A 17,015-nucleotide genomic window follows, 5' to 3' on the forward strand; every position below is an offset into this window, starting at 1 on the left:
AAAGCCGCAAGAAAACGCATAAAAAAAGGCGAACCAGATTCGCCCTGTTCCCATACCGGTCAATACCGGATCAGCGGGCGGATTTTACCATTTCTCATTCGCCGCGCAGCCCAGGAATCTTTCGAATGTCATCCGGGCCTGCCCCCGGGCTCAAACCGCACGAAACCGGGGACCGAGTCAACCCGGGGAACCACCATTTCCAGCCCCTTGCGGCCCTCGTATCGTGGCCTGTCAGGGTAAGCCCGCATTACCCGACGCCGCCCCCGAAGGATGCGGCCCCTTCCACGCACGCTCAGAGGTACACACTGATGCCGTACACATCTCCCCGCCTGCAACTCCTGCGCACCTGCATCGCCCTGGCCTTCGTCGGCGGCGCCCCCGCCGCGCTGGCCGCGCCCGTCGCCGCCGTCCACGAAGCCGCGCAAGCCCAGCAGCAAGGCATGCTGGACACCATGCGCGACCTGGTCGGCATCGAGTCGGGCAGCAAGGACGTCGAGGGCGTGGAGCGCATCGCCGTCCTGATCCGCGACCGGCTCAAGGCGCTGGGCGGAACGGTGGAGATCATCCAGCCCACCGACGTGTTCCGCCTGGACGACACGCCAGAGAAGGTCGGCCCCATGGTCCATGCCGAATTCAAGGGTAAAGGCCAGAAGAAGATCATGCTGATCGCCCACATGGACACCGTCTACCGCAACGGCATGCTCAAGGACCAGCCTTTCCGCATCGACGGCGACAAGGCCTACGGCCTGGGCATCGCCGACGACAAGCATGGCGTGGCCGCCATCATCCACACCCTGACCCTGCTGCAAAAACTGGGCTTCGAGGACTACGGCACCATTACCGTGCTGATCAACGGCGACGAGGAAATCAGCTCGCCCGGCGCGCGCAGCACCATTACCCGCCTGGGCGCCGACCAGGATGCGGTGTTCTCGTTCGAAGGCGGCGGCGCGCAAGCGCGCCTGACGCTGGCCACCAGCGGCATCGGCGCGGCCTACCTGACCGTGCAGGGCAAGACCTCGCATGCGGGCGCGCGGCCCGAAGGCGGCGTCAACGCGCTGTATGAGTTGGCCCACCAGGTGCTGCAGCTGGACAAGCTGTCCAAGCCCGAGGAAGGCTTGAAGCTGAACTGGACCGTGGCCCAGGCCGGCACCAACCGCAACGTCATTCCGGGCCAGGCCACCGCCCAGGCCGACGCGCGCGCCCTGCGCGTCTCCGATTTCGATGCGCTGTCGCGCACACTGGAAGAACGCATACAGAAGAAGCTGCTGCCCGAATCCAAGGTCAGCGTGAAGTTCGAAGTGCGCCGCCCGCCCTTGGAAGCCACGCCGGCCTCGCGCGCCCTGGCCCAACACGGCGTGCAGATCTACAAAGAGCTGGACCTGCCGATGACGGTCGTGGACCGCGCCAGCGGCGGCGGCACCGACGCCGCTTTTGCCGCCTTGAAGGCGCGCGGCCCGGTAATCGAAGGCATGGGCCTGAGCGGCTTTGGCGCGCATTCCAACGACGCCGAGTACATCCAGATCAACAGCATCGTGCCGCGCCTGTACCTTGCCGCGCGGATGATCATGGACGTGTCGCAGGACAAGGCGCCCATGAAATAGGCCTGGAGACCTGCCGCGGCGTTCCCGCGCGCCGCGGCAGGCGCAGAACGGGCGTGCAGAAGGAGTATCCTTGCAACCCTGACCAAAAGAACCCGAAGCAACACCCCAAATGAGCGCAAAACTCCCCTCCTGGCCCTACTCCCGTTACATCGCGCATCGCGGCGGCGGCCGTCTGGCCCCGGAGAACACCCTGGCCGCCATGCGCGTAGGCGCCGAGCACGGCTTCACGATGTTCGAATACGACGTCAAGCTGAGCAGCGACAACGTGCTGGTGCTGATGCACGACGACGACGTGGACCGCACCTCCAACGGCCGCGGCCCCGCCGCTGCCAAGACCTACGCCGAGCTTGCCCAGCTGGATTTCGGCAGTTGGCATTCCGCCGCCTACGCGGGCGAGCCGCTGCCCACCTTCGCTGCCGTCGCCCGCTACACGGTGGCCAACGGCATCGCCAGCAACGTCGAGATCAAGCCCTGCCCGGGCCGCGAGGCCGAGACCGGCCGCGCCGTGGCGCTGGCCGCGCGCCAGCTGTGGCAAGGCGCGGCCGAAGCGCCGCTCCTGTCCTCGTTCGCGGAAGCAGCGCTGCAGGCCGCGCTGGAAACGGCCCCCGAATTGCCGCGCGCGCTGCTGGTGGAGAAGGTACCCGCCGACTGGCGCGAACGCCTGGCCAAGTACGAGTGCGTGGCCCTGAACATCAATCAGAAGGACGCCACCCGTGAGCTGATCGATGCCGTGCATGCCGCCGGCTACCGTATCGCCGCCTGGACCGTCAACGACCCGGAGCGCGCCCGCCTGCTGCTCGACTGGGGCATCGACGGCATTTTCACCGACGAGCTGGCCGCGATCCGGCCCGCCGCCTGAGGCAGAACGCCCGTGTTCAGTTACCGCCACGCCTTTCACGCCGGCAACCACGCCGACGTACTCAAGCACGCCATCCTGATCCACACCCTGGATTACTTCAACAAGAAGGACGCGCCCTACTGGGTCGTCGATACCCACGCCGGCGCCGGGCTCTACAGCCTGGATAGCGATTGGGCCGCCAAGACCTCCGAGTTCGCCGACGGCATCGGCCGCCTGTGGGAAGCCGAGGACCTACCGCCCATCCTGGCCGACTACGTCGCCCGGATCCGCGGCTACAACACCAACGGCCGCCTCAGGCGCTATCCGGGCTCGCCATGGCTGGCGCTGGACGCGCTGCGTCCGTCCGACCGGCTGCGCCTGTTCGAAATGCACCCTACCGAGATCGACACGCTGGTCGGCAACCTGGAACACCAGGGCCGCGCCGCGCAACGCCAGACCACGATCTACGGCGACGACGGTTTTGAAGGCGTCAAGGCGCTGCTGCCGCCGCCCACGCGCCGCGGCATGGTGCTGATCGACCCCTCGTACGAAGACAAGAACGACTATCGCCGCACGCTCAACGCGGTCAAGGAATGCGTCAAGCGCTTCGCCACCGGCACCTACGCCGTCTGGTACCCGCTGGTCCAGCGCCGCGAAGCCAATGAAATGGCGCGCCACCTGGAGAACCTGAAGGTCAAGAGCTGGCTGCACGCGACCTTGACGGTCAAGAAAGCAGCCATCGACGGCTACGGCCTGCACGGCAGCGGCATGTTCCTGATCAATCCGCCCTGGACGTTGCACGACGCCTTGAAGCAAGCCATGCCGTATCTGGCCCGCACGCTGGGACAGGACGAGCGCGCCGGCTTCACGCTGCAGTTCCGCGAGAATCCGTTCCCGGTGCCAAAGAAGCAGTCGGACGATTGATCCGATACGAAAAGCAAAAAGGCCACGATGTTTCGTGGCCTTTTTGCTGGTGTCGCGGATCGCGCTGGCGTTCAAGCCAGTTCATTCTCCGGAGCTTCCCGCCGCAGCGCCTCCTGCGCCCGGGCCAGCTTGGCCGCCGCGTCGCGCAAGGCAGTGCGCAGGCCTTCCTCGATCACGGGGTGATAGAACGGCATTTCCAGCATGCGCGCCACGGTCAGCTCCTGCTGCACAGCCCAGGCCAGCAGGTGGCCGATGTGCTCGGCGCTGGGGCCGACCATCTCGGCGCCCAGGAAACGGCCCGTTTCGATGTCCGCATAGACATGCAGCATGCCGCGGTTCTTCAGCATGACCCGCGAACGGCCCTGGTCGCTGAAGTCCACCTCGCCCGTCACGAAGGTGCCCGGCACCAGCCGTGCGTGGCCCTGCCCGGCCATGGCGATCTGCGGGTCCGAGAACACCACGGCCAACGGCGCGCGGCGCAGGCCCTTGCGCACTTCGGGATAGCGCGCCGCGTTCTCGCCCGCGATGCGGCCTTCGTCGGCGGCTTCGTGCAGCAGCGGCGCGTCGGCGTTGGCATCGCCCGCGATGAAGATGGGCGCATCGCCCGCCTGCATGGTTTCGCGGTCGAACAACGGCACGCCGTGTTTGTCCAATTGCAGCGAGGTGTTTTCCAGCGCCAGCCCGTCCACGTTGGCGCGGCGGCCCGTGGCCACCAGCGCGTAGTCGAAGCGTTCGGTGCGCTCGGTGTTGTCCAGCGTCACGTAGCGCACTTCCACTTCGTCGCCTACGCGGGTGGTTTCAAGCACGCGGGCGTCCGGGTCTAGATAGAACTCGCGCTGGAAGATCTTGCGGGCCGTATTGCGTACTTGCGGATCGCTGATGCCGCCCAGGCTGCCGCTGACGCCGAACACGCGCACTTCCACGCCCAGGCGCGCCAGCGCCTGGCCCAGTTCCAGCCCGATCACGCCAGGACCGAACACGGCCACACGACCAGGCAGATCATCCCAGGCGAACACGTCATCGTTCAGCACCAGACGGTCGCCCAGCGCACGGAACGGCGGCGGCACAGACGGCCGCGAACCGGTGGCGATCACCACGCGGGACGCATGCACTTCGGTGTGCTCGTCCACCTGCAGCACCGTGTCCGACACGAAGCGCGCATAGCCGCGCAGCTTGTCCTCTGCCGGGATGCTTTCCACGCCTTCCAGCACGAAACCGACGAAGCGGTCGCGCTCGCGTTTGACGCGGTCCATCACTTCGGCGCCATCGACCGTGATCTCGCCGCCCACATGCACGCCGAACGGCTCGGTGTGGGCCGCGCTGTGGGCCGCTTCGGCGGCGGCGATCAGCAGCTTTGACGGCATGCAGCCGACGCGGGCGCAGGTCGTGCCGTAGGGACCGCCTTCGATCAGCAGCGCGCGCTGGCCCGCGGCGCGGGCGGCGCGGTAGGCGGCCAGGCCGGCCGTGCCGGCGCCGATGACAGCGATATCGGTATGCAGAGTTTTCATGACTGGGTATCCCCCGATGTGGCGTGGAGCAGGAATTCAAAGGCGGATTCCGCCTTTTTCCGCACCCTATGGACGTGGACAGTCCCGCAGCGCCCGCCGGGGGCCGCGCACAAAGATGCGTAAAAAGGGAAACTCGTGAAGGGTGCAGCAGGCGGCGAACCGCCCTGCTGCCCGGCCCCGGGGCGAACCCGGGACCGGTAGCGTTGCAGACGCTTAGGCGAAGTGCGCCTTCAGGTCTTCCAGGCCGCCGATCAGCGCGCCATTGATGAACACCTGCGGGGCGGTGCTTTTGCCCGAGACGGCGCCGATCACGCGGCCACGGACCTTGTTTTCCAGCGGGATCTCGATCGGGGCGTAGCCCTTGGCATCCAGCAGCGCCTTGGCTTCCACGCAGAACGGGCAGCCCGGCTTGGAGAACACGACCACCTGGTCGGGCTTCTTGGCCGACGGGGCGAAGTGCGCCAGCATGGTGTCGGCGTCCGACACTTCAAACGGGTCGCCTTCCTTTTCCGGCTCGATGAACATCTTCTGGACCACGCCGTCCTTGACCAGCATGGAATAGCGCCAGCTGCGCTTGCCGAAGCCCAGGTCGCTCTTGTCGACCAGCATGCCCATGCCTTCGGTGAACTCGCCGTTGCCATCGGGCAGCAGCGTGATGTTGGCCGATTCCTGGTCCTTGGCCCATTCGTTCATGACGAAGGTGTCATTGACCGACACGCAGACGATGCTGTCCACGCCGGCGGCGAAGAAGGCGGGAGCCAGTTCGTTGTAGCGCGGCAGGTGGGTCGACGAGCAGGTCGGCGTGAAGGCGCCGGGCAGGGAAAAGACCACGACGGTCTTGTTCTTGAACAGGTCGTCGGACGTCACCTTCTTCCAGGTGTTGTCCTCACGGACCGGGAACGTTACGTTCGGAACACGTTGGCCTTCGCGGTTTTGCAGCATTCAAATCTCTCCTTGGGGTAGCGGGGTTGTTTGATTAACCACCATGGAAAGAATGATAAATCCTTACTATCAATTATTCAAATTTAATAAATTCAATGAATCGATAGATTTTAGCAATGAATAAATAACCAGCGCGAGACCGGATCTATCATAGCCCGGCCTCGCGCCTGGAGGAATTACACCGGCTGCGGCTGGTAGCCGGCGTCGCGGATCGCGTCTTCGATCTTGTCGGCGTCATCGGCCCCGGTCACGGTCACGCGGTGCGTGGGCAGATCGATCGTGACAGTCGCGCCCGGAGCCGCCTGGGCCACCGCGGCCGTAATGGTCTTGGCGCAATGGCCGCAGGTCATGTCAGCCACTTGGAACTCGATGCTCATAGTTATCTCCATAGGATTCAAGGGCGATGGACTACGTTTCGTCCACCATGGAAAGCAGCTTAAACCTTCCCATGATGGAAAGGTCAAGCGTAGAATCGCACTCAGGCTACACAGGAGCACAGCAATGAATATCGGCGAGGCATCCAGGAGTTCCGGCATTTCCGCCAAGATGATCCGCTACTACGAAAGCATCGGCCTCATCAGCCCCGCCGGACGCACGGATTCCGGCTACCGCGTGTACAGCGAACACGATCTGCATACGCTGCACTTCGTGCGCCGCGCGCGCGACCTGGGTTTTTCGGTGGAACAGATGAATGAGTTGCTGGCGCTGTGGAAGGACCGCAGCCGCGCCAGCGCCGACGTCAAGCGCATCGCGCTGGAACACGTGCAGGAACTGGAGCGCAAGGCCGAGGCGCTGCGCGACATGGCGGCCACCTTGAAGCATCTGGCCGAACACTGCCAGGGCAATGACAGGCCGGACTGCCCGATACTGGAAGGCCTGGGCTGCAAGCACTGAAACGGCCCAGGCCCTTCCCGCGGCGTCAGTCCTGCGCTTCGGCCGCGACCTTGGCGTGATAGGCGTCGGTGGCGGCCTGCTTGGCGGCCGCCTTCTCGGCGGCGGCCGCGGCCTTGGCTTCTTCCGCGGCTGCCGCTTCGGCCGCCGCCTGAATGGCGCGCTGGCGGGCGCGTTCCCGCACGGCCTGGATACCTTCGGCGTCCAGCGATTCGAACACCGCAATGGACTCCACATGGCCCGTGTGCGGGAACATGTTGATCACGCCCGCGCTCTTCAACACATAGCCGCCTTCATGCACCATGATGGCCGCATCGCGCGCCAGCGTGGCCGGATTACAGGACACGTAGACGATGCGCACGGGGCGCTCGTGCGCCTCCAACAGCGACAGGGCCTGCGCCACGGCATGCGCGCCTTCGCGCGGCGGATCGATCAGCATGCGGTCGAAGTAGCCCAGGCCGCGCAGCCATTCCACATCCACCTCGAACAGGTTCAGGGTGGCGAAGCTGGTGCGATCGCCCAGGCCGTGGCGCGATGCCGCGTCGAAAGCGCGGTCGGTCAGCGCCTTGCTGCCTTCCACGCCCACGGCTTCCCTGCCCTGCGTCGCCAGCGGCAGCGTGAAGTTGCCCAGCCCGCAGAACAGATCCGCCACGCGGTCGGCAGGCTGCACCTCCAGTAGTTTCAGCGCGCGCGACACCATCGCACGGTTGATGGCGTGATTGACCTGCGTGAAATCGGTGGGCCGATACGGCATGCGCAGGCCGAATTCCGGCATGGTGTAGGCCAGCGTGTCGCCGTGCTCGCGCTCCAGCGGGTGCACGGTTTCCGGACCCTTGGACTGCAGCCACCATTGCACGTTGTGCTTGGCGGCGAAGGCGCGCAGGATGGCGATGTCGCCATCGGTCAGCGGCAGCAGATGGCGCAGCACCAGGGCGATCACGCCCTCGCCCAGCGACACTTCGATCTGCGGCATGCGGTCCGGCGCGGACATGGAACCGATCATTTCGCGCAAAGGGATAAGCAGGTCGCTGACGTGGCGCGGCAGCACATGGCATTCGCGCATGTCGGCCACATAGCTGCTCTTGCGCTCATGGAAACCGACCAGCACGCCGCCCTTCTTGGGCACCACGCGCACCGACAGGCGGGCGCGGTAGCGGTAGCCCCAGGTCGGGCCTTGCAGCGGCGCCAGGATGCGCGCGGGACGCAGCTTGCCGACATGCCAGAAGGTGTCTTCCAGCGAACGTTGCTTGATGGCGACCTGCGTGCTGGGTTCCAGGTGCTGCATGGCACAGCCGCCACAGACGCCGAAATGCGGGCAGCGCGGCGCCACGCGCTGCGACGAGGGCCGCAGCACCTCGTCCACGCGCGCAATCTCGTAGGACGGCTTGCGGCGCAGCGTAACCGTGGTGACCCGTTCGCCCGGCAAGGCGCCTTCCACGAAGACGACCTTCCCGTCGCGGCGGGCGATACCCCTGGCTTCCAGGTCCAGGGATTCAATACTCAAAACGTCAGACATCTCACGCAGTCCAGAAGAATTACACGCAACCTTCTATTGTAGAAGGACTGCGGCCAATCCTGGAAATGGCGATGTGGGGCCGGAACGGTCTCCCGATGAAAAAAGGGCTTGCCCCGGACGGCGGTCACCGCCAATCGTCGGCAAGCCCGAAAGCCGGCGCTGCCAGGCGCCGCCACGGATATCGGTCAGAAGGAACGCGCCACCGAGAAGACGGCGCCCAGGCGGCCCGAAGGATGGCCGTACTTGGTCGGCAGCCAGTTGTCCTTGGTCGCCCCCACGGCGGCCAGGCCCAGGATCCAGCCCTTCAGGTCCTTGGTCACGCCGAGCTTGTAGTCGACGTAATGGCCGATGGAGTCGCCGTCCATATTGGTCTGGTTCTTGAGCTTCTGGTAGCCCAGGTGGCCGACCAGGCCCCAGCCGTCGCCCAGGTCGAAGTTGGCCGTGCCGTCCAGGTACCAGGTGCCCTTGCTGTCGGGCGTGCTGAAGAAGTCGCTGGGCGTATAGGAGTACTTGAGGCTGTAGTTGCCGTAGGACGCGCCCAGATAGAGGTCGGTGTTGTTGTAGTTGCCGCCCTTCGGCGAGCTGGAGCCCGGGTAGTAATAATGCAGCACGCCCGCATCCAGCGTGAAGCCGCCGCCCACGTCGCCCTTCCAGCCGCCGTAGAAATCCATTTCCAGGTTGCCGTCGGTGAACACGAAATCGGAAACATTGGAGTTCCAGTTGCCCAGATAGAAGCCGGAACTGTGGGTCAGGTCGAAGCCCAGCTGCACGGCGGGCCGGAAGTCGGTCTGCGAGTAGCCGCGGAAACGGTAGTCGCTGACGATGGCGGCGTTGCCGCTGAGCGAAAATCCGCCGCCCAGGTCGGTGGGTTCGGCCTGCGCCGTCGCGGTGAAACAAGCGGCGAGCGCAAAGGGCACGGCTAGCAACGTCTTCTTCATGGTGCGGAGTCCTGATCGGATTTGTCGAGTAGGTAGATGGCCGAGGCGCATCACTAGGACCGGCGATGCAGCGTTTGAAACCGGTTCCTACTCCACAAAGCAATGTCCGTGCCAGGTCTGCGGCAAGCCGATACGCAGGCGCATCGCCCGCTGACGGCGCCCGCGCCGCACCAGAACAGTGCGGACGCGTGTGCCGGCGCACGCGCTTATGCGTCAAAACGGGGAACCCGCTCCCTATCGGTACGCATGGCGAGCCGCCGCCAGCCGCCATCCCGGACGCCAAATGAAAAACCCCGGCACGCGGTCGCGTGTCCGGGGTTGCTGGCGTGCACCGGCCGGGACGGCCGGCCGCACTGCTTAGTTGGCGGCAGGCTTGGCCGGCGCGGCGGCAGCGGGCGCATCCGCCTTGCCCTTGCCGTGGCGCCCTTCCATGCGGGCGTGGCGCTCCTGCATGCGGTCCTGGCGTTCCTTGACGAACTTGGTCACCTGGCCGCGCTGGGTGTCGTTCAGGCTGTCCCAGACCGCGAGCCATTGGTCGCGCACCTGCTTGGCCTGGGGACCGAAGGCATCACGCGACTTTTCGGACTGTTCGACCAGCGCGCGGGGATCCAGCTTGCCGCTGTCCAGCTGCGCCTTGAGCAGGTCGTGGCGCTTGCCGCCCGAGGCACGCATGGCTTCGTGCAGGCTGCGCTGGCCGTCCTGCGCGGTCTTGAACAAGGCCTGCTGCTTGTCGTCCAGCTTCAGCTCGGCGACCTGCGCCTTGGTCACCGGACCCAGGCCGGGAATGAAGAGGCCGTCGCGCATGCCTTTGTGGAAGCCGCCGCGCTGGCCATCGTGCATGGCGGCGGGGCCGCCGTCAGCGGGAGGAGGAGGCGCAGCCATGACGGAGCCGGCCACCAGGCCGCCCGTCGCGGCGACAAATGCAAGAGCGGCCAAATTGGAGCGGATAGCGAATCGGGACATGTAGGTCTCCTGAAAGTGAAGAAAGCGAGGCCATTGTGCGATTGGCCCGGTTTCATCCAGGTTTCGCGGGCGCAAGCAATGTTTCAGTCGATTGCGCATGATCCAGACGCAAGAACGGGGCCTCGCGGGCCCCGTTCGATCCTGTCCGCCGGAAGACGGATCCTCCGGCCGAGACGCCGCTCAGTTGGCGTCCCAGGCCGCCATGTACTCCTTCCAGTGCGGCGCATCGCTGGCGCTGAGGGTGTCGCGCACCAGCGCGATTTCCGCTTCGTAGGAAGTACGGTCGAGTTCGCCGCGCAGGAAACGGAAACGGCAATACACCAGCCAGGTGTTGACCACGTCCGTTTCGCAATAGGCCCGCACCTCATCGGCGCGGCCCTGGCTCCAGGCTTCCCACACCTTGCTGCCGTCCATGCCCAGCTTGCCGGGAAAGCCGCAAAGCTTGGCCAGTTCGTCCAGCGGCGCGTTGGCGCGGCCGTTGTACTTGGCCAGCAGGTCCATCAGGTCCAGGTGACGCGAGTGGTAGCGCGAAATGTAGTTGTTGAACTTGAAGTCGCGGTCTTCCTCGCCCATGTCCCAGTAGCGCGGCGCGGGCACGCCCTGGATCAGGCTGCGGTAATGCAGCACCGGCAGGTCGAAGCCGGAACCGTTCCAGCTCACGAGCTTGGGCGTGTAGCGCTCGATGGTCTTGAAGAAGCCCGCCAGCAAGGCGGCTTCGGGATCGTCGGGCTGGCCCAGGGTCTTGACGCGAAAGCCCTGGTCGTCGCGGAACACGCAGCCCACCACCGCCACCTTGTGCAGATGCAGCGGCAGGAAATCATGGCCCACGGCCTCGCGGCGCGCGGTCAGCGCGCGCTCGACCACCTCCTGGTCGGAAACATCAGCCCCCCAGCCGTTGAGCTTGCGCAGCCCCTCGGCGTCGGGGATGGTTTCCAGGTCGAAGACGAGAGTGGGCGTCATCGGGCAGGCAGATACTGCATGGGGTCCACCGGCTGGCCTTGGCGGCGGATCTCGAAGTGCAGGCGCGGCGACGTGGTATCGCTTTGGCCGAGTTCGGCGATCTTGGCGCCGCGCTTGACGTTCTGGCCCGTCTTCACCAGCACCGCGCGGTTATGCGCGTAAGCGGTAATGAAGCCGTTCTGGTGTTCGACGATGATCAGGTTGCCCAGGCCGCGCACACCGTTGCCGCTGTACTTGACCAAGCCGTCGGCGGCGGCGGTGACCGGATCGCCCAGCGCGCCGGCGATGTCGATGCCCTTGCTGCTGTTGTTGAAGCCTTGCACGATCTGGCCGTTGGCAGGCCAGGCCCAATTGATGACGGCCGCGTCGGCCGCGCGCGTGGCGGGCTTGGTCTCGACCGGCGCGGTGGGCGGCGGCGTGGTGGTTTCAGTGGTCGGCGGCGGCAGGGTTTCCGGCTGGTCCAGCGGACGCGGCTGCGTCTTGGAGCCCGCGACCGGCGCGGTCTGCGCCCCGCCGCTGGCGCTGCCGGACATCTTCAGGACCTGGCCGACCGAGATCTGGTTGGGGTCGCTGAGGTTGTTCCAACGCTTGACGTTTTCGACATCCACATTGTTGGCGCGGGCGATCTTGTAGAGCGTGTCGCCCGGTTTCACCACATAGGTGCCGCCGGTCTGGGTCGCCGGCGCGGGTTGCCCGCCGGTCATGTCGACCACCGGGGCGCGCGTGCCTTTGGAAGCGCAGCCAGCCAGGATGGACAGGCTGAGAGCCCCCGCGATGAAGAGCGGGCGGCGCAGGCGCGTCATGGACGCGCCCAGGGTGATATCGGTCAGTTGCAACTGCCCGTTGAGCATACGTTTCTCCTGTTTGCTCAAGATTGTATTCCGGCCCGTAGCGGCACAAAGCGCACGGCCTCTAATTCTGTGCGTTTCCAGCTGGCCGCGCCTGTGCGTTCGATGAGAACCAGGCGCTGGTTGGCGCCCCCTTCAGGAGCGATCAGGCGGCCACCCGGTGCGAGCTGCGAGAGCAGCGCCTGCGGGATGGCAAGGCCAGCGGCAGCCACAACGATAGCATCGAACGGCGCCACGCCGGGCAGGCCCAGCATGCCGTCGCCGTAGATCAAGCGGATCCTGGTGGTGAGCCGCAGGGCGCGCAGATGCTCGCGCGCAAGTTCATACAATCCGCGGATGCGTTCGATGGTGTGAACCTCGCGCACGAACTGCGCGAGCACCGCCGCCTGGTAGCCGCAACCCGCGCCGACTTCCAGCACGCGGGTGGGCGTGCGGTCGTCGCAGGCGGCGGCGATCATGCGCGCCACCACCCAGGGTTGGGAGATGGTTTGCGAATGACCGATGGGCAACGCGGCGTCTTCGTAAGCGCGGCTGGCCAGCGCCTCGTCGACGAACAGATGGCGCGGCACCGCGCCCATGGCGTTGAGCACGCGCTCGTCGGTAATGCCCTGCGCCCGCAGGCGCTCGACCATGGCCTGGCGCAGGCGATCCGAATTCAGCCCCAGATTGCTGCCCGATGCGGGCGTCGGCGCCTGGGTCTGGCGTTGCAGCGTGGCTGCGGAAATGCGGGTGTTGCTGTTGGCGGGCGTGACGCCCGGACTGAGCCGACCCGAGTCGTAGCGCACCGGACCGGTACGCCCGGGCACCGGCTGGGTCACGTCCGGCTGGCTTACACGTTTACGCATAGCGGCTCCGCCCAGGTCCGGATCTCGTCGAGCTGGCTGTGCTGGGTCAGGTCCAGGCGCAGCGGCGTGACCGACACCGTACCCTGCTCGACGGCATGAAAGTCCGTGCCTGGCGTGGCGTCGGCCGCCAAACCCACGGGTCCGATCCAATAGACGGTATCGCCATACGGCGTGGTGGTGCGCACCACCGGCTGCGAGGGATGGCGCTTGCCCAGGCGCGTGACCGCGAAGCCGTGCATGTCTTCGAAGCGGCGGCTGGGGATATTGACGTTCAGGAGCACCGGCGCGGCCAGCGGCTGGGCCAGATGGCGTTCCACCACGAGGCGCGCGGCGCGCGCGGCGGAATCGATGTGCTCCCAGCCCTTCTCGGCCAGCGAGAACGCGATGGCCGGAATGCCGAACAGATAGCCTTCGCTGGCAGCGGCCACGGTGCCCGAATACAGGGTGTCGTCGCCCATGTTGGCGCCGTTGTTGATGCCGGACACGACCAGGTCGGGCCGGGTATCCATAAGGCCGGTGAGCGCCACGTGCACGCAGTCGGACGGGGTGCCGTTGACGGCAATGAAGCCGTTGGAGGCGGTGCGTACCGACAGCGGCCGGTTCAGCGTCAGGGAGTTGGACGCGCCGCTATGGTTGGTTTCAGGCGCGACGACAGTGAGATCGCCCAGGCCCTGCAGCGCGTCAACCAGCGCCTCGAGCCCAGGGGCCGAATAACCATCATCGTTCGAAACCAGAATTCGCATTGTGCATCCGAAAGAAAATAAAACGCGGGTGAACGCGTCGGATTGTACCGTCCGCGGCCGGTATCCGTGCGATCGACTGGCGGACGGGGGCCGCAGCCCCGCTCGATAACCCGTAGCCGGGCCCGGCCCCGGGCGCGGTAGAATCCGCACCCATTACCGCAACAACACAACAACAACGGATCCTATCCATGGCGATAAACGACCCCTCCCTGGTCTTCAGCGCTGCGCTCATCCTGCTGGCCTACCTGATCGGCTCTGTGCCCTTCGCGGTGGTCGTCAGCAAGCTCATGGGCCTGCAAGACCCCCGCAGCTACGGCTCCAAGAATCCCGGCGCCACCAATGTGCTGCGCACCGGGAACAAGACGGCCGCCGCGCTGACGCTGCTGGGCGACGCCGCCAAGGGATGGTTCGCGATCTGGCTGGCCGAAAAACTGGCTCCCGGGATCTCCCCCGTCGCGCTGGCGCTGGTGGCGCTGGCCGCCTTCCTGGGCCATCTGTACCCGATATTCCTGCGCTTCAAGGGCGGCAAGGGCGTGGCCACCGCCTTGGGCGTGCTGGTGGCAATCCAGCCCTGGCTGGCGGTCGCCACGGCGGCCACCTGGCTGATCGTCGCGGTGTTCTTCCGCTATTCGTCCCTGGCTTCACTGGTGGCGGCCTTCTTCGCCCCCGTCTACTACGTGTTTGGTTCCGGCCTGGCCTGGTATGCGCAGCCGTCCATGGGCGTGGCGCTTGCGGTCATCGGCGTGCTGTTGTTCTACCGCCACCGCGCCAACATCACGCGCCTGGTCCAGGGCACGGAAAGCCGCATCGGCGGCGGCAAGAAGAAATAAACGCGCAAGGAATGCGCTTCGGGGCGGCCTGCATGGCCGCCCTTTTCATTTTCAGGCGATGTCGGCCAGGTCCCAGCGCGGCTTCACCGTGAAGCTGTGCGCATCCGGATCCAGCGTCGCCAGGCCAGCCTTGACCCGCTCGGCGGCGGCAAAGGCAATCATGGCGCCGTTGTCGGTGCACAGTTCCAGCGGCGGGAAATAGGCGCGCGCCTTGAGCGGCTTGAGCGCCGCGTCCAGCTTGGCGCGCAGCAACTGGTTGGCCCCCACTCCCCCGGCCACCACCAGGCGCTTCAGGCCGGTCTGCTTCAGGGCCTTGATGGCCTTGGCCGCCAGCACTTCCACGATGGCGGCCTGCGTGGCCGCGGCCAGGTCGGCGCGGGTCTGTTCGTCCAGTCCGCCCGCGGCTTCGGCAGCCTTGACCCGGGTCAGCACGGCCGTCTTCAGGCCGCTGAAACTGAAATCCAGGTCGCCGCTGTGCAGCATGGGGCGCGGCAGATCGAAACGCGCGGCATCGCCGCTGGCGGCCAGCCGGGACAGCGCCGGTCCGCCGGGATAGCCCAGGCCCATGAGCTTGGCCGACTTGTCGAAGGCCTCGCCCGCCGCGTCGTCCAGCGTTTCGCCCAGCAATTCGTAGCGTCCCACCCCGTCCACGCGCATCAGCTGCGTGTGTCCGCCGGACACCAGCAGCGCCACGAAGGGGAATTCAGGCCGCGGATCCGCCAGCATCGGCGACAGCAGATGGCCTTCCAGGTGATGGATGCCGATGGCGGGCAAATGACGCGACCAGGCGAACGACTGCGCGACGCTGGCGCCCACCAGCAAGGCGCCGGCCAGGCCGGGGCCGGCCGTATAGGCCACGGCGCCGACATCCGACATTTGCAGGCCCGCTTCTTCGAGGACCTGCCGGGTCAGCGGCACGACGCGGCGAATATGGTCGCGCGAGGCGAGTTCCGGCACCACGCCCCCGTATTCCTGGTGCATGGCGATCTGGGTATGCAGCGCGTGCGCGAGCAGGCCCCGTTCCGTACAGACGGCAGCGACGCCGGTTTCGTCGCAGGAGCTTTCAAAGCCGAGAATAATCATGGCGGCAGAGTTTACAACTGATGCGAAAATACGCCCTTTCATGAAAAACCGGCGGGCAACCCAGCCCGCCCACAACAACCCGCAATCCTGCAAACACATTGGGGACTCGAATGCTCGAGAAGCTATTCAAGCTGCGTGAACACGGCACGACAGCGCGTACGGAACTGGTCGCCGGCCTGACGACATTCCTGACGATGTCGTACATCATCTTCGTCAATCCGGACATCCTGTCGTCGACGGGCATGGACCGCGATGCCGTGTTCGTCGCCACCTGCCTGGCCGCCGCGCTGGGCTCGCTGGTGATGGCGCTGATCGCCAACTGGCCGATCGGCATGGCGCCGGGCATGGGCCTGAACGCCTTCTTCGCATTCACCGTGGTCAAGACCATGGGCTACACCTGGGAGCAGGCGCTGGGCGCCGTGTTCATCTCGGGCGTGATCTTCCTGTTCCTGACGTTCTCGGGCATCCGGGTCTGGCTGGTCAAGGGCATTCCGCATTCGCTGCGCAGCGCCATCGCCGCCGGCATCGGGCTGTTCCTTGCCATTATCGCGCTATCCAGCGCCAACATCGTGGTTGCGCATCCCGCCACCAAGGTCACGCTAGGCGACCTGACCCAGCCCGGCCCGCTGTTCGCCATCCTGGGCTTTTTCATCATCGCCGCGCTGGATGCGCTGCGCGTGCGCGGCGCGATCCTGATCGGCATCCTGGTGGTCACGGTGCTGTCGATGGCGCTGGGCTACAACGAATTCAAGGGCATCTTCGCCGCCCCGCCCAGCCTGGCCCCCACACTGATGAAGCTGGACATCCTGGGCGCGCTGCACAGCGGCTTCGTGCACGTGATCCTGGTGTTCGTGCTGGTTGAAGTGTTCGACGCCACCGGCACGCTGGTCGGCGTGGCCAAGCGCGCGGGCCTGATGCCCGAGAACCGCCCCAACCGCCTGGGCCGCGCACTCTTCGCCGACAGCAGCGCCATCGTGGCCGGCTCGATGCTGGGTACCAGCAGCACCACCGCCTATGTGGAAAGCGCCTCCGGCGTGCAGGCTGGCGGCCGTACCGGCATGACGGCCCTGGTCGTCGCGGTGCTGTTCCTGGCCGCGCTGTTCATTTCGCCGCTGGCCGGCGCCGTGCCGGCCTACGCCACCGCGCCCGCCCTGCTCTACGTGGCCGGCCTGATGATGCGCGAGCTGATCGACATCGACTGGAACGACGTCTGCGAGGCCACGCCGGCCGCGCTGACCGCCCTGGTCATGCCGTTCACGTACTCGATCGCCAATGGCATCGCCTTCGGCTTCATCAGCTACGTGGTGCTGAAGACGGCTACCGGCAAGGTCCGCGACGTGCATCCCGCCACTTGGCTGGTCGCGGCGCTGTTCGTGATCCGCTACGCGTTCTTCCCCGGCTAGGCGCAAGCCCCAAGGCCGCTCTCAAGGCGGGCCAATCGCGGCAATAGCGGAAATCAATCAACCCGCCGCGCCATATGGTTGCTGGCGGGTCCGCTTGATTTCACCGATACACTCCCCATGTATAACGGCATATGGAGTCCGCCTTGCGCCTTACCCGCTTTGTTTCCGCCCCGCTGTCCTGT

17 protein-coding genes are annotated in these 17,015 nt (G+C 66.1%); 6 read left to right on the forward strand and 11 right to left on the reverse strand.

The features are described from left to right. Positions 1-308 precede the first annotated feature (308 nt). From IB257_RS04550 to IB257_RS04560, 3 genes are all read left to right on the forward strand, one after another. Positions 309-1,601 (forward strand): M20/M25/M40 family metallo-hydrolase, encoded by a 1,293-nt coding sequence (locus IB257_RS04550; protein ID WP_054454001.1) that lies wholly within the window; start codon positions 309-311, stop codon positions 1,599-1,601. 109 nt (positions 1,602-1,710) lie between these two features. Then, positions 1,711-2,460 carry a glycerophosphodiester phosphodiesterase gene (ugpQ, locus tag IB257_RS04555; RefSeq protein WP_054453999.1) on the forward strand — a complete coding sequence of 250 codons (750 nt, stop codon included), beginning with the start codon at positions 1,711-1,713 and terminating at the stop codon, positions 2,458-2,460. Between the two features lie 12 nt (positions 2,461-2,472). Then, entirely contained in the window at positions 2,473-3,363 is an 891-nt protein-coding gene (locus IB257_RS04560) for a 23S rRNA (adenine(2030)-N(6))-methyltransferase RlmJ (protein WP_054453997.1), read from the forward strand. Positions 3,364-3,434: 71 nt separating this feature from the next. Here the strand turns inward: IB257_RS04560 and IB257_RS04565 are convergent, their stop codons facing one another. The 3 genes from IB257_RS04565 to IB257_RS04575 all read right to left on the reverse strand — a co-directional run bounded on the left by IB257_RS04565 (position 3,435) and on the right by IB257_RS04575 (position 6,190). Further along, entirely contained in the window at positions 3,435-4,871 is a 1,437-nt protein-coding gene (locus IB257_RS04565; protein ID WP_175160420.1) for a dihydrolipoyl dehydrogenase, read from the reverse strand. A gap of 213 nt (positions 4,872-5,084) precedes the next feature. Continuing rightward, positions 5,085-5,813: a glutathione peroxidase gene (locus IB257_RS04570; protein ID WP_192491920.1), complete on the reverse strand. Its 729-nt coding sequence runs from the start codon at positions 5,811-5,813 to the stop codon at positions 5,085-5,087. Positions 5,814-5,989: 176 nt separating this feature from the next. After that, complete coding sequence (locus tag IB257_RS04575; RefSeq protein WP_054453991.1) at positions 5,990-6,190, reverse strand: heavy-metal-associated domain-containing protein; 201 nt, start codon at positions 6,188-6,190, stop codon at positions 5,990-5,992. Between the two features lie 124 nt (positions 6,191-6,314). Between IB257_RS04575 and cueR the strand changes: the two genes are divergently transcribed. After that, positions 6,315-6,707, forward strand: coding sequence for a Cu(I)-responsive transcriptional regulator (gene cueR / locus IB257_RS04580; protein WP_054453989.1), 393 nt, complete (start codon positions 6,315-6,317; stop codon positions 6,705-6,707). A 25-nt stretch (positions 6,708-6,732) separates the two neighbouring features. Here cueR and rlmD read toward each other — a convergent pair whose 3' ends face one another. The 7 genes from rlmD to surE all read right to left on the reverse strand — a co-directional run bounded on the left by rlmD (position 6,733) and on the right by surE (position 13,517). Continuing rightward, a complete protein-coding gene (gene rlmD / locus IB257_RS04585; protein WP_192491921.1) occupies positions 6,733-8,220 on the reverse strand; it encodes a 23S rRNA (uracil(1939)-C(5))-methyltransferase RlmD in 1,488 nt (495 codons plus the stop codon). 185 nt (positions 8,221-8,405) lie between these two features. Continuing rightward, entirely contained in the window at positions 8,406-9,158 is a 753-nt protein-coding gene (locus IB257_RS04590; RefSeq protein WP_054453985.1) for a TorF family putative porin, read from the reverse strand. 357 nt (positions 9,159-9,515) lie between these two features. Beyond that, the gene (locus IB257_RS04595; protein WP_119449666.1) at positions 9,516-10,121 is read right to left on the reverse strand and encodes a hypothetical protein; all 606 of its coding nucleotides are present in this window, start codon (positions 10,119-10,121) and stop codon (positions 9,516-9,518) included. Positions 10,122-10,301: 180 nt separating this feature from the next. After that, positions 10,302-11,081: a 3'-5' exonuclease gene (locus IB257_RS04600; protein ID WP_054453981.1), complete on the reverse strand. Its 780-nt coding sequence runs from the start codon at positions 11,079-11,081 to the stop codon at positions 10,302-10,304. Further along, positions 11,078-11,932, reverse strand: coding sequence for a peptidoglycan DD-metalloendopeptidase family protein (locus IB257_RS04605; RefSeq protein WP_054453979.1), 855 nt, complete (start codon positions 11,930-11,932; stop codon positions 11,078-11,080). The genes IB257_RS04600 and IB257_RS04605 overlap by 4 nt, the downstream gene beginning before the upstream one ends. Positions 11,933-11,949: 17 nt before the next feature. Beyond that, positions 11,950-12,774 carry a protein-L-isoaspartate(D-aspartate) O-methyltransferase gene (locus IB257_RS04610; RefSeq protein ID WP_054453977.1) on the reverse strand — a complete coding sequence of 275 codons (825 nt, stop codon included), beginning with the start codon at positions 12,772-12,774 and terminating at the stop codon, positions 11,950-11,952. Then, the gene (gene surE, locus IB257_RS04615; protein WP_054453975.1) at positions 12,759-13,517 is read right to left on the reverse strand and encodes a 5'/3'-nucleotidase SurE; all 759 of its coding nucleotides are present in this window, start codon (positions 13,515-13,517) and stop codon (positions 12,759-12,761) included. The genes IB257_RS04610 and surE overlap by 16 nt, the downstream gene beginning before the upstream one ends. 188 nt (positions 13,518-13,705) lie before the next feature. On the opposite strand from surE, the gene plsY reads away from it, so the two are divergent. Beyond that, positions 13,706-14,347, forward strand: coding sequence for a glycerol-3-phosphate 1-O-acyltransferase PlsY (gene plsY, locus IB257_RS04620; RefSeq protein ID WP_054453973.1), 642 nt, complete (start codon positions 13,706-13,708; stop codon positions 14,345-14,347). 51 nt (positions 14,348-14,398) lie between these two features. Here the strand turns inward: plsY and tsaD are convergent, their stop codons facing one another. Next, positions 14,399-15,430 (reverse strand): tRNA (adenosine(37)-N6)-threonylcarbamoyltransferase complex transferase subunit TsaD, encoded by a 1,032-nt coding sequence (gene tsaD / locus IB257_RS04625; protein WP_054453971.1) that lies wholly within the window; start codon positions 15,428-15,430, stop codon positions 14,399-14,401. A 110-nt stretch (positions 15,431-15,540) separates the two neighbouring features. On the opposite strand from tsaD, the gene IB257_RS04630 reads away from it, so the two are divergent. Then, the gene (locus tag IB257_RS04630) at positions 15,541-16,833 is read left to right on the forward strand and encodes an NCS2 family permease (protein ID WP_119449664.1); all 1,293 of its coding nucleotides are present in this window, start codon (positions 15,541-15,543) and stop codon (positions 16,831-16,833) included. Positions 16,834-17,015: the final 182 nt, after the last annotated feature.

This window comes from Achromobacter sp. ACM03 (assembly GCF_014851665.1).
In the GTDB taxonomy this organism is placed as follows: domain Bacteria; phylum Pseudomonadota; class Gammaproteobacteria; order Burkholderiales; family Burkholderiaceae_B; genus Achromobacter; species Achromobacter aegrifaciens.

Bases quoted from the DNA above. Each gene is read 5' to 3' on its own strand.
- IB257_RS04550 (WP_054454001.1), top strand. From the start codon at position 309: ATGCCGTACACATCTCCCCGCCTGCAACTCCTGCGCACCTGCATCGCC.
- ugpQ (WP_054453999.1), top strand. From the start codon at position 1,711: ATGAGCGCAAAACTCCCCTCCTGGCCCTACTCCCGTTACATCGCGCAT.
- IB257_RS04565 (WP_175160420.1), bottom strand. From the start codon at position 4,871: ATGAAAACTCTGCATACCGATATCGCTGTCATCGGCGCCGGCACGGCC.
- IB257_RS04570 (WP_192491920.1), bottom strand. From the start codon at position 5,813: ATGCTGCAAAACCGCGAAGGCCAACGTGTTCCGAACGTAACGTTCCCG.
- IB257_RS04575 (WP_054453991.1), bottom strand. From the start codon at position 6,190: ATGAGCATCGAGTTCCAAGTGGCTGACATGACCTGCGGCCATTGCGCC.
- cueR (WP_054453989.1), top strand. From the start codon at position 6,315: ATGAATATCGGCGAGGCATCCAGGAGTTCCGGCATTTCCGCCAAGATG.
- rlmD (WP_192491921.1), bottom strand. From the start codon at position 8,220: ATGTCTGACGTTTTGAGTATTGAATCCCTGGACCTGGAAGCCAGGGGT.
- IB257_RS04590 (WP_054453985.1), bottom strand. From the start codon at position 9,158: ATGAAGAAGACGTTGCTAGCCGTGCCCTTTGCGCTCGCCGCTTGTTTC.
- IB257_RS04595 (WP_119449666.1), bottom strand. From the start codon at position 10,121: ATGTCCCGATTCGCTATCCGCTCCAATTTGGCCGCTCTTGCATTTGTC.
- IB257_RS04600 (WP_054453981.1), bottom strand. From the start codon at position 11,081: ATGACGCCCACTCTCGTCTTCGACCTGGAAACCATCCCCGACGCCGAG.
- IB257_RS04605 (WP_054453979.1), bottom strand. From the start codon at position 11,932: ATGCTCAACGGGCAGTTGCAACTGACCGATATCACCCTGGGCGCGTCC.
- IB257_RS04610 (WP_054453977.1), bottom strand. From the start codon at position 12,774: ATGCGTAAACGTGTAAGCCAGCCGGACGTGACCCAGCCGGTGCCCGGG.
- surE (WP_054453975.1), bottom strand. From the start codon at position 13,517: ATGCGAATTCTGGTTTCGAACGATGATGGTTATTCGGCCCCTGGGCTC.
- plsY (WP_054453973.1), top strand. From the start codon at position 13,706: ATGGCGATAAACGACCCCTCCCTGGTCTTCAGCGCTGCGCTCATCCTG.
- tsaD (WP_054453971.1), bottom strand. From the start codon at position 15,430: ATGATTATTCTCGGCTTTGAAAGCTCCTGCGACGAAACCGGCGTCGCT.
- IB257_RS04630 (WP_119449664.1), top strand. From the start codon at position 15,541: ATGCTCGAGAAGCTATTCAAGCTGCGTGAACACGGCACGACAGCGCGT.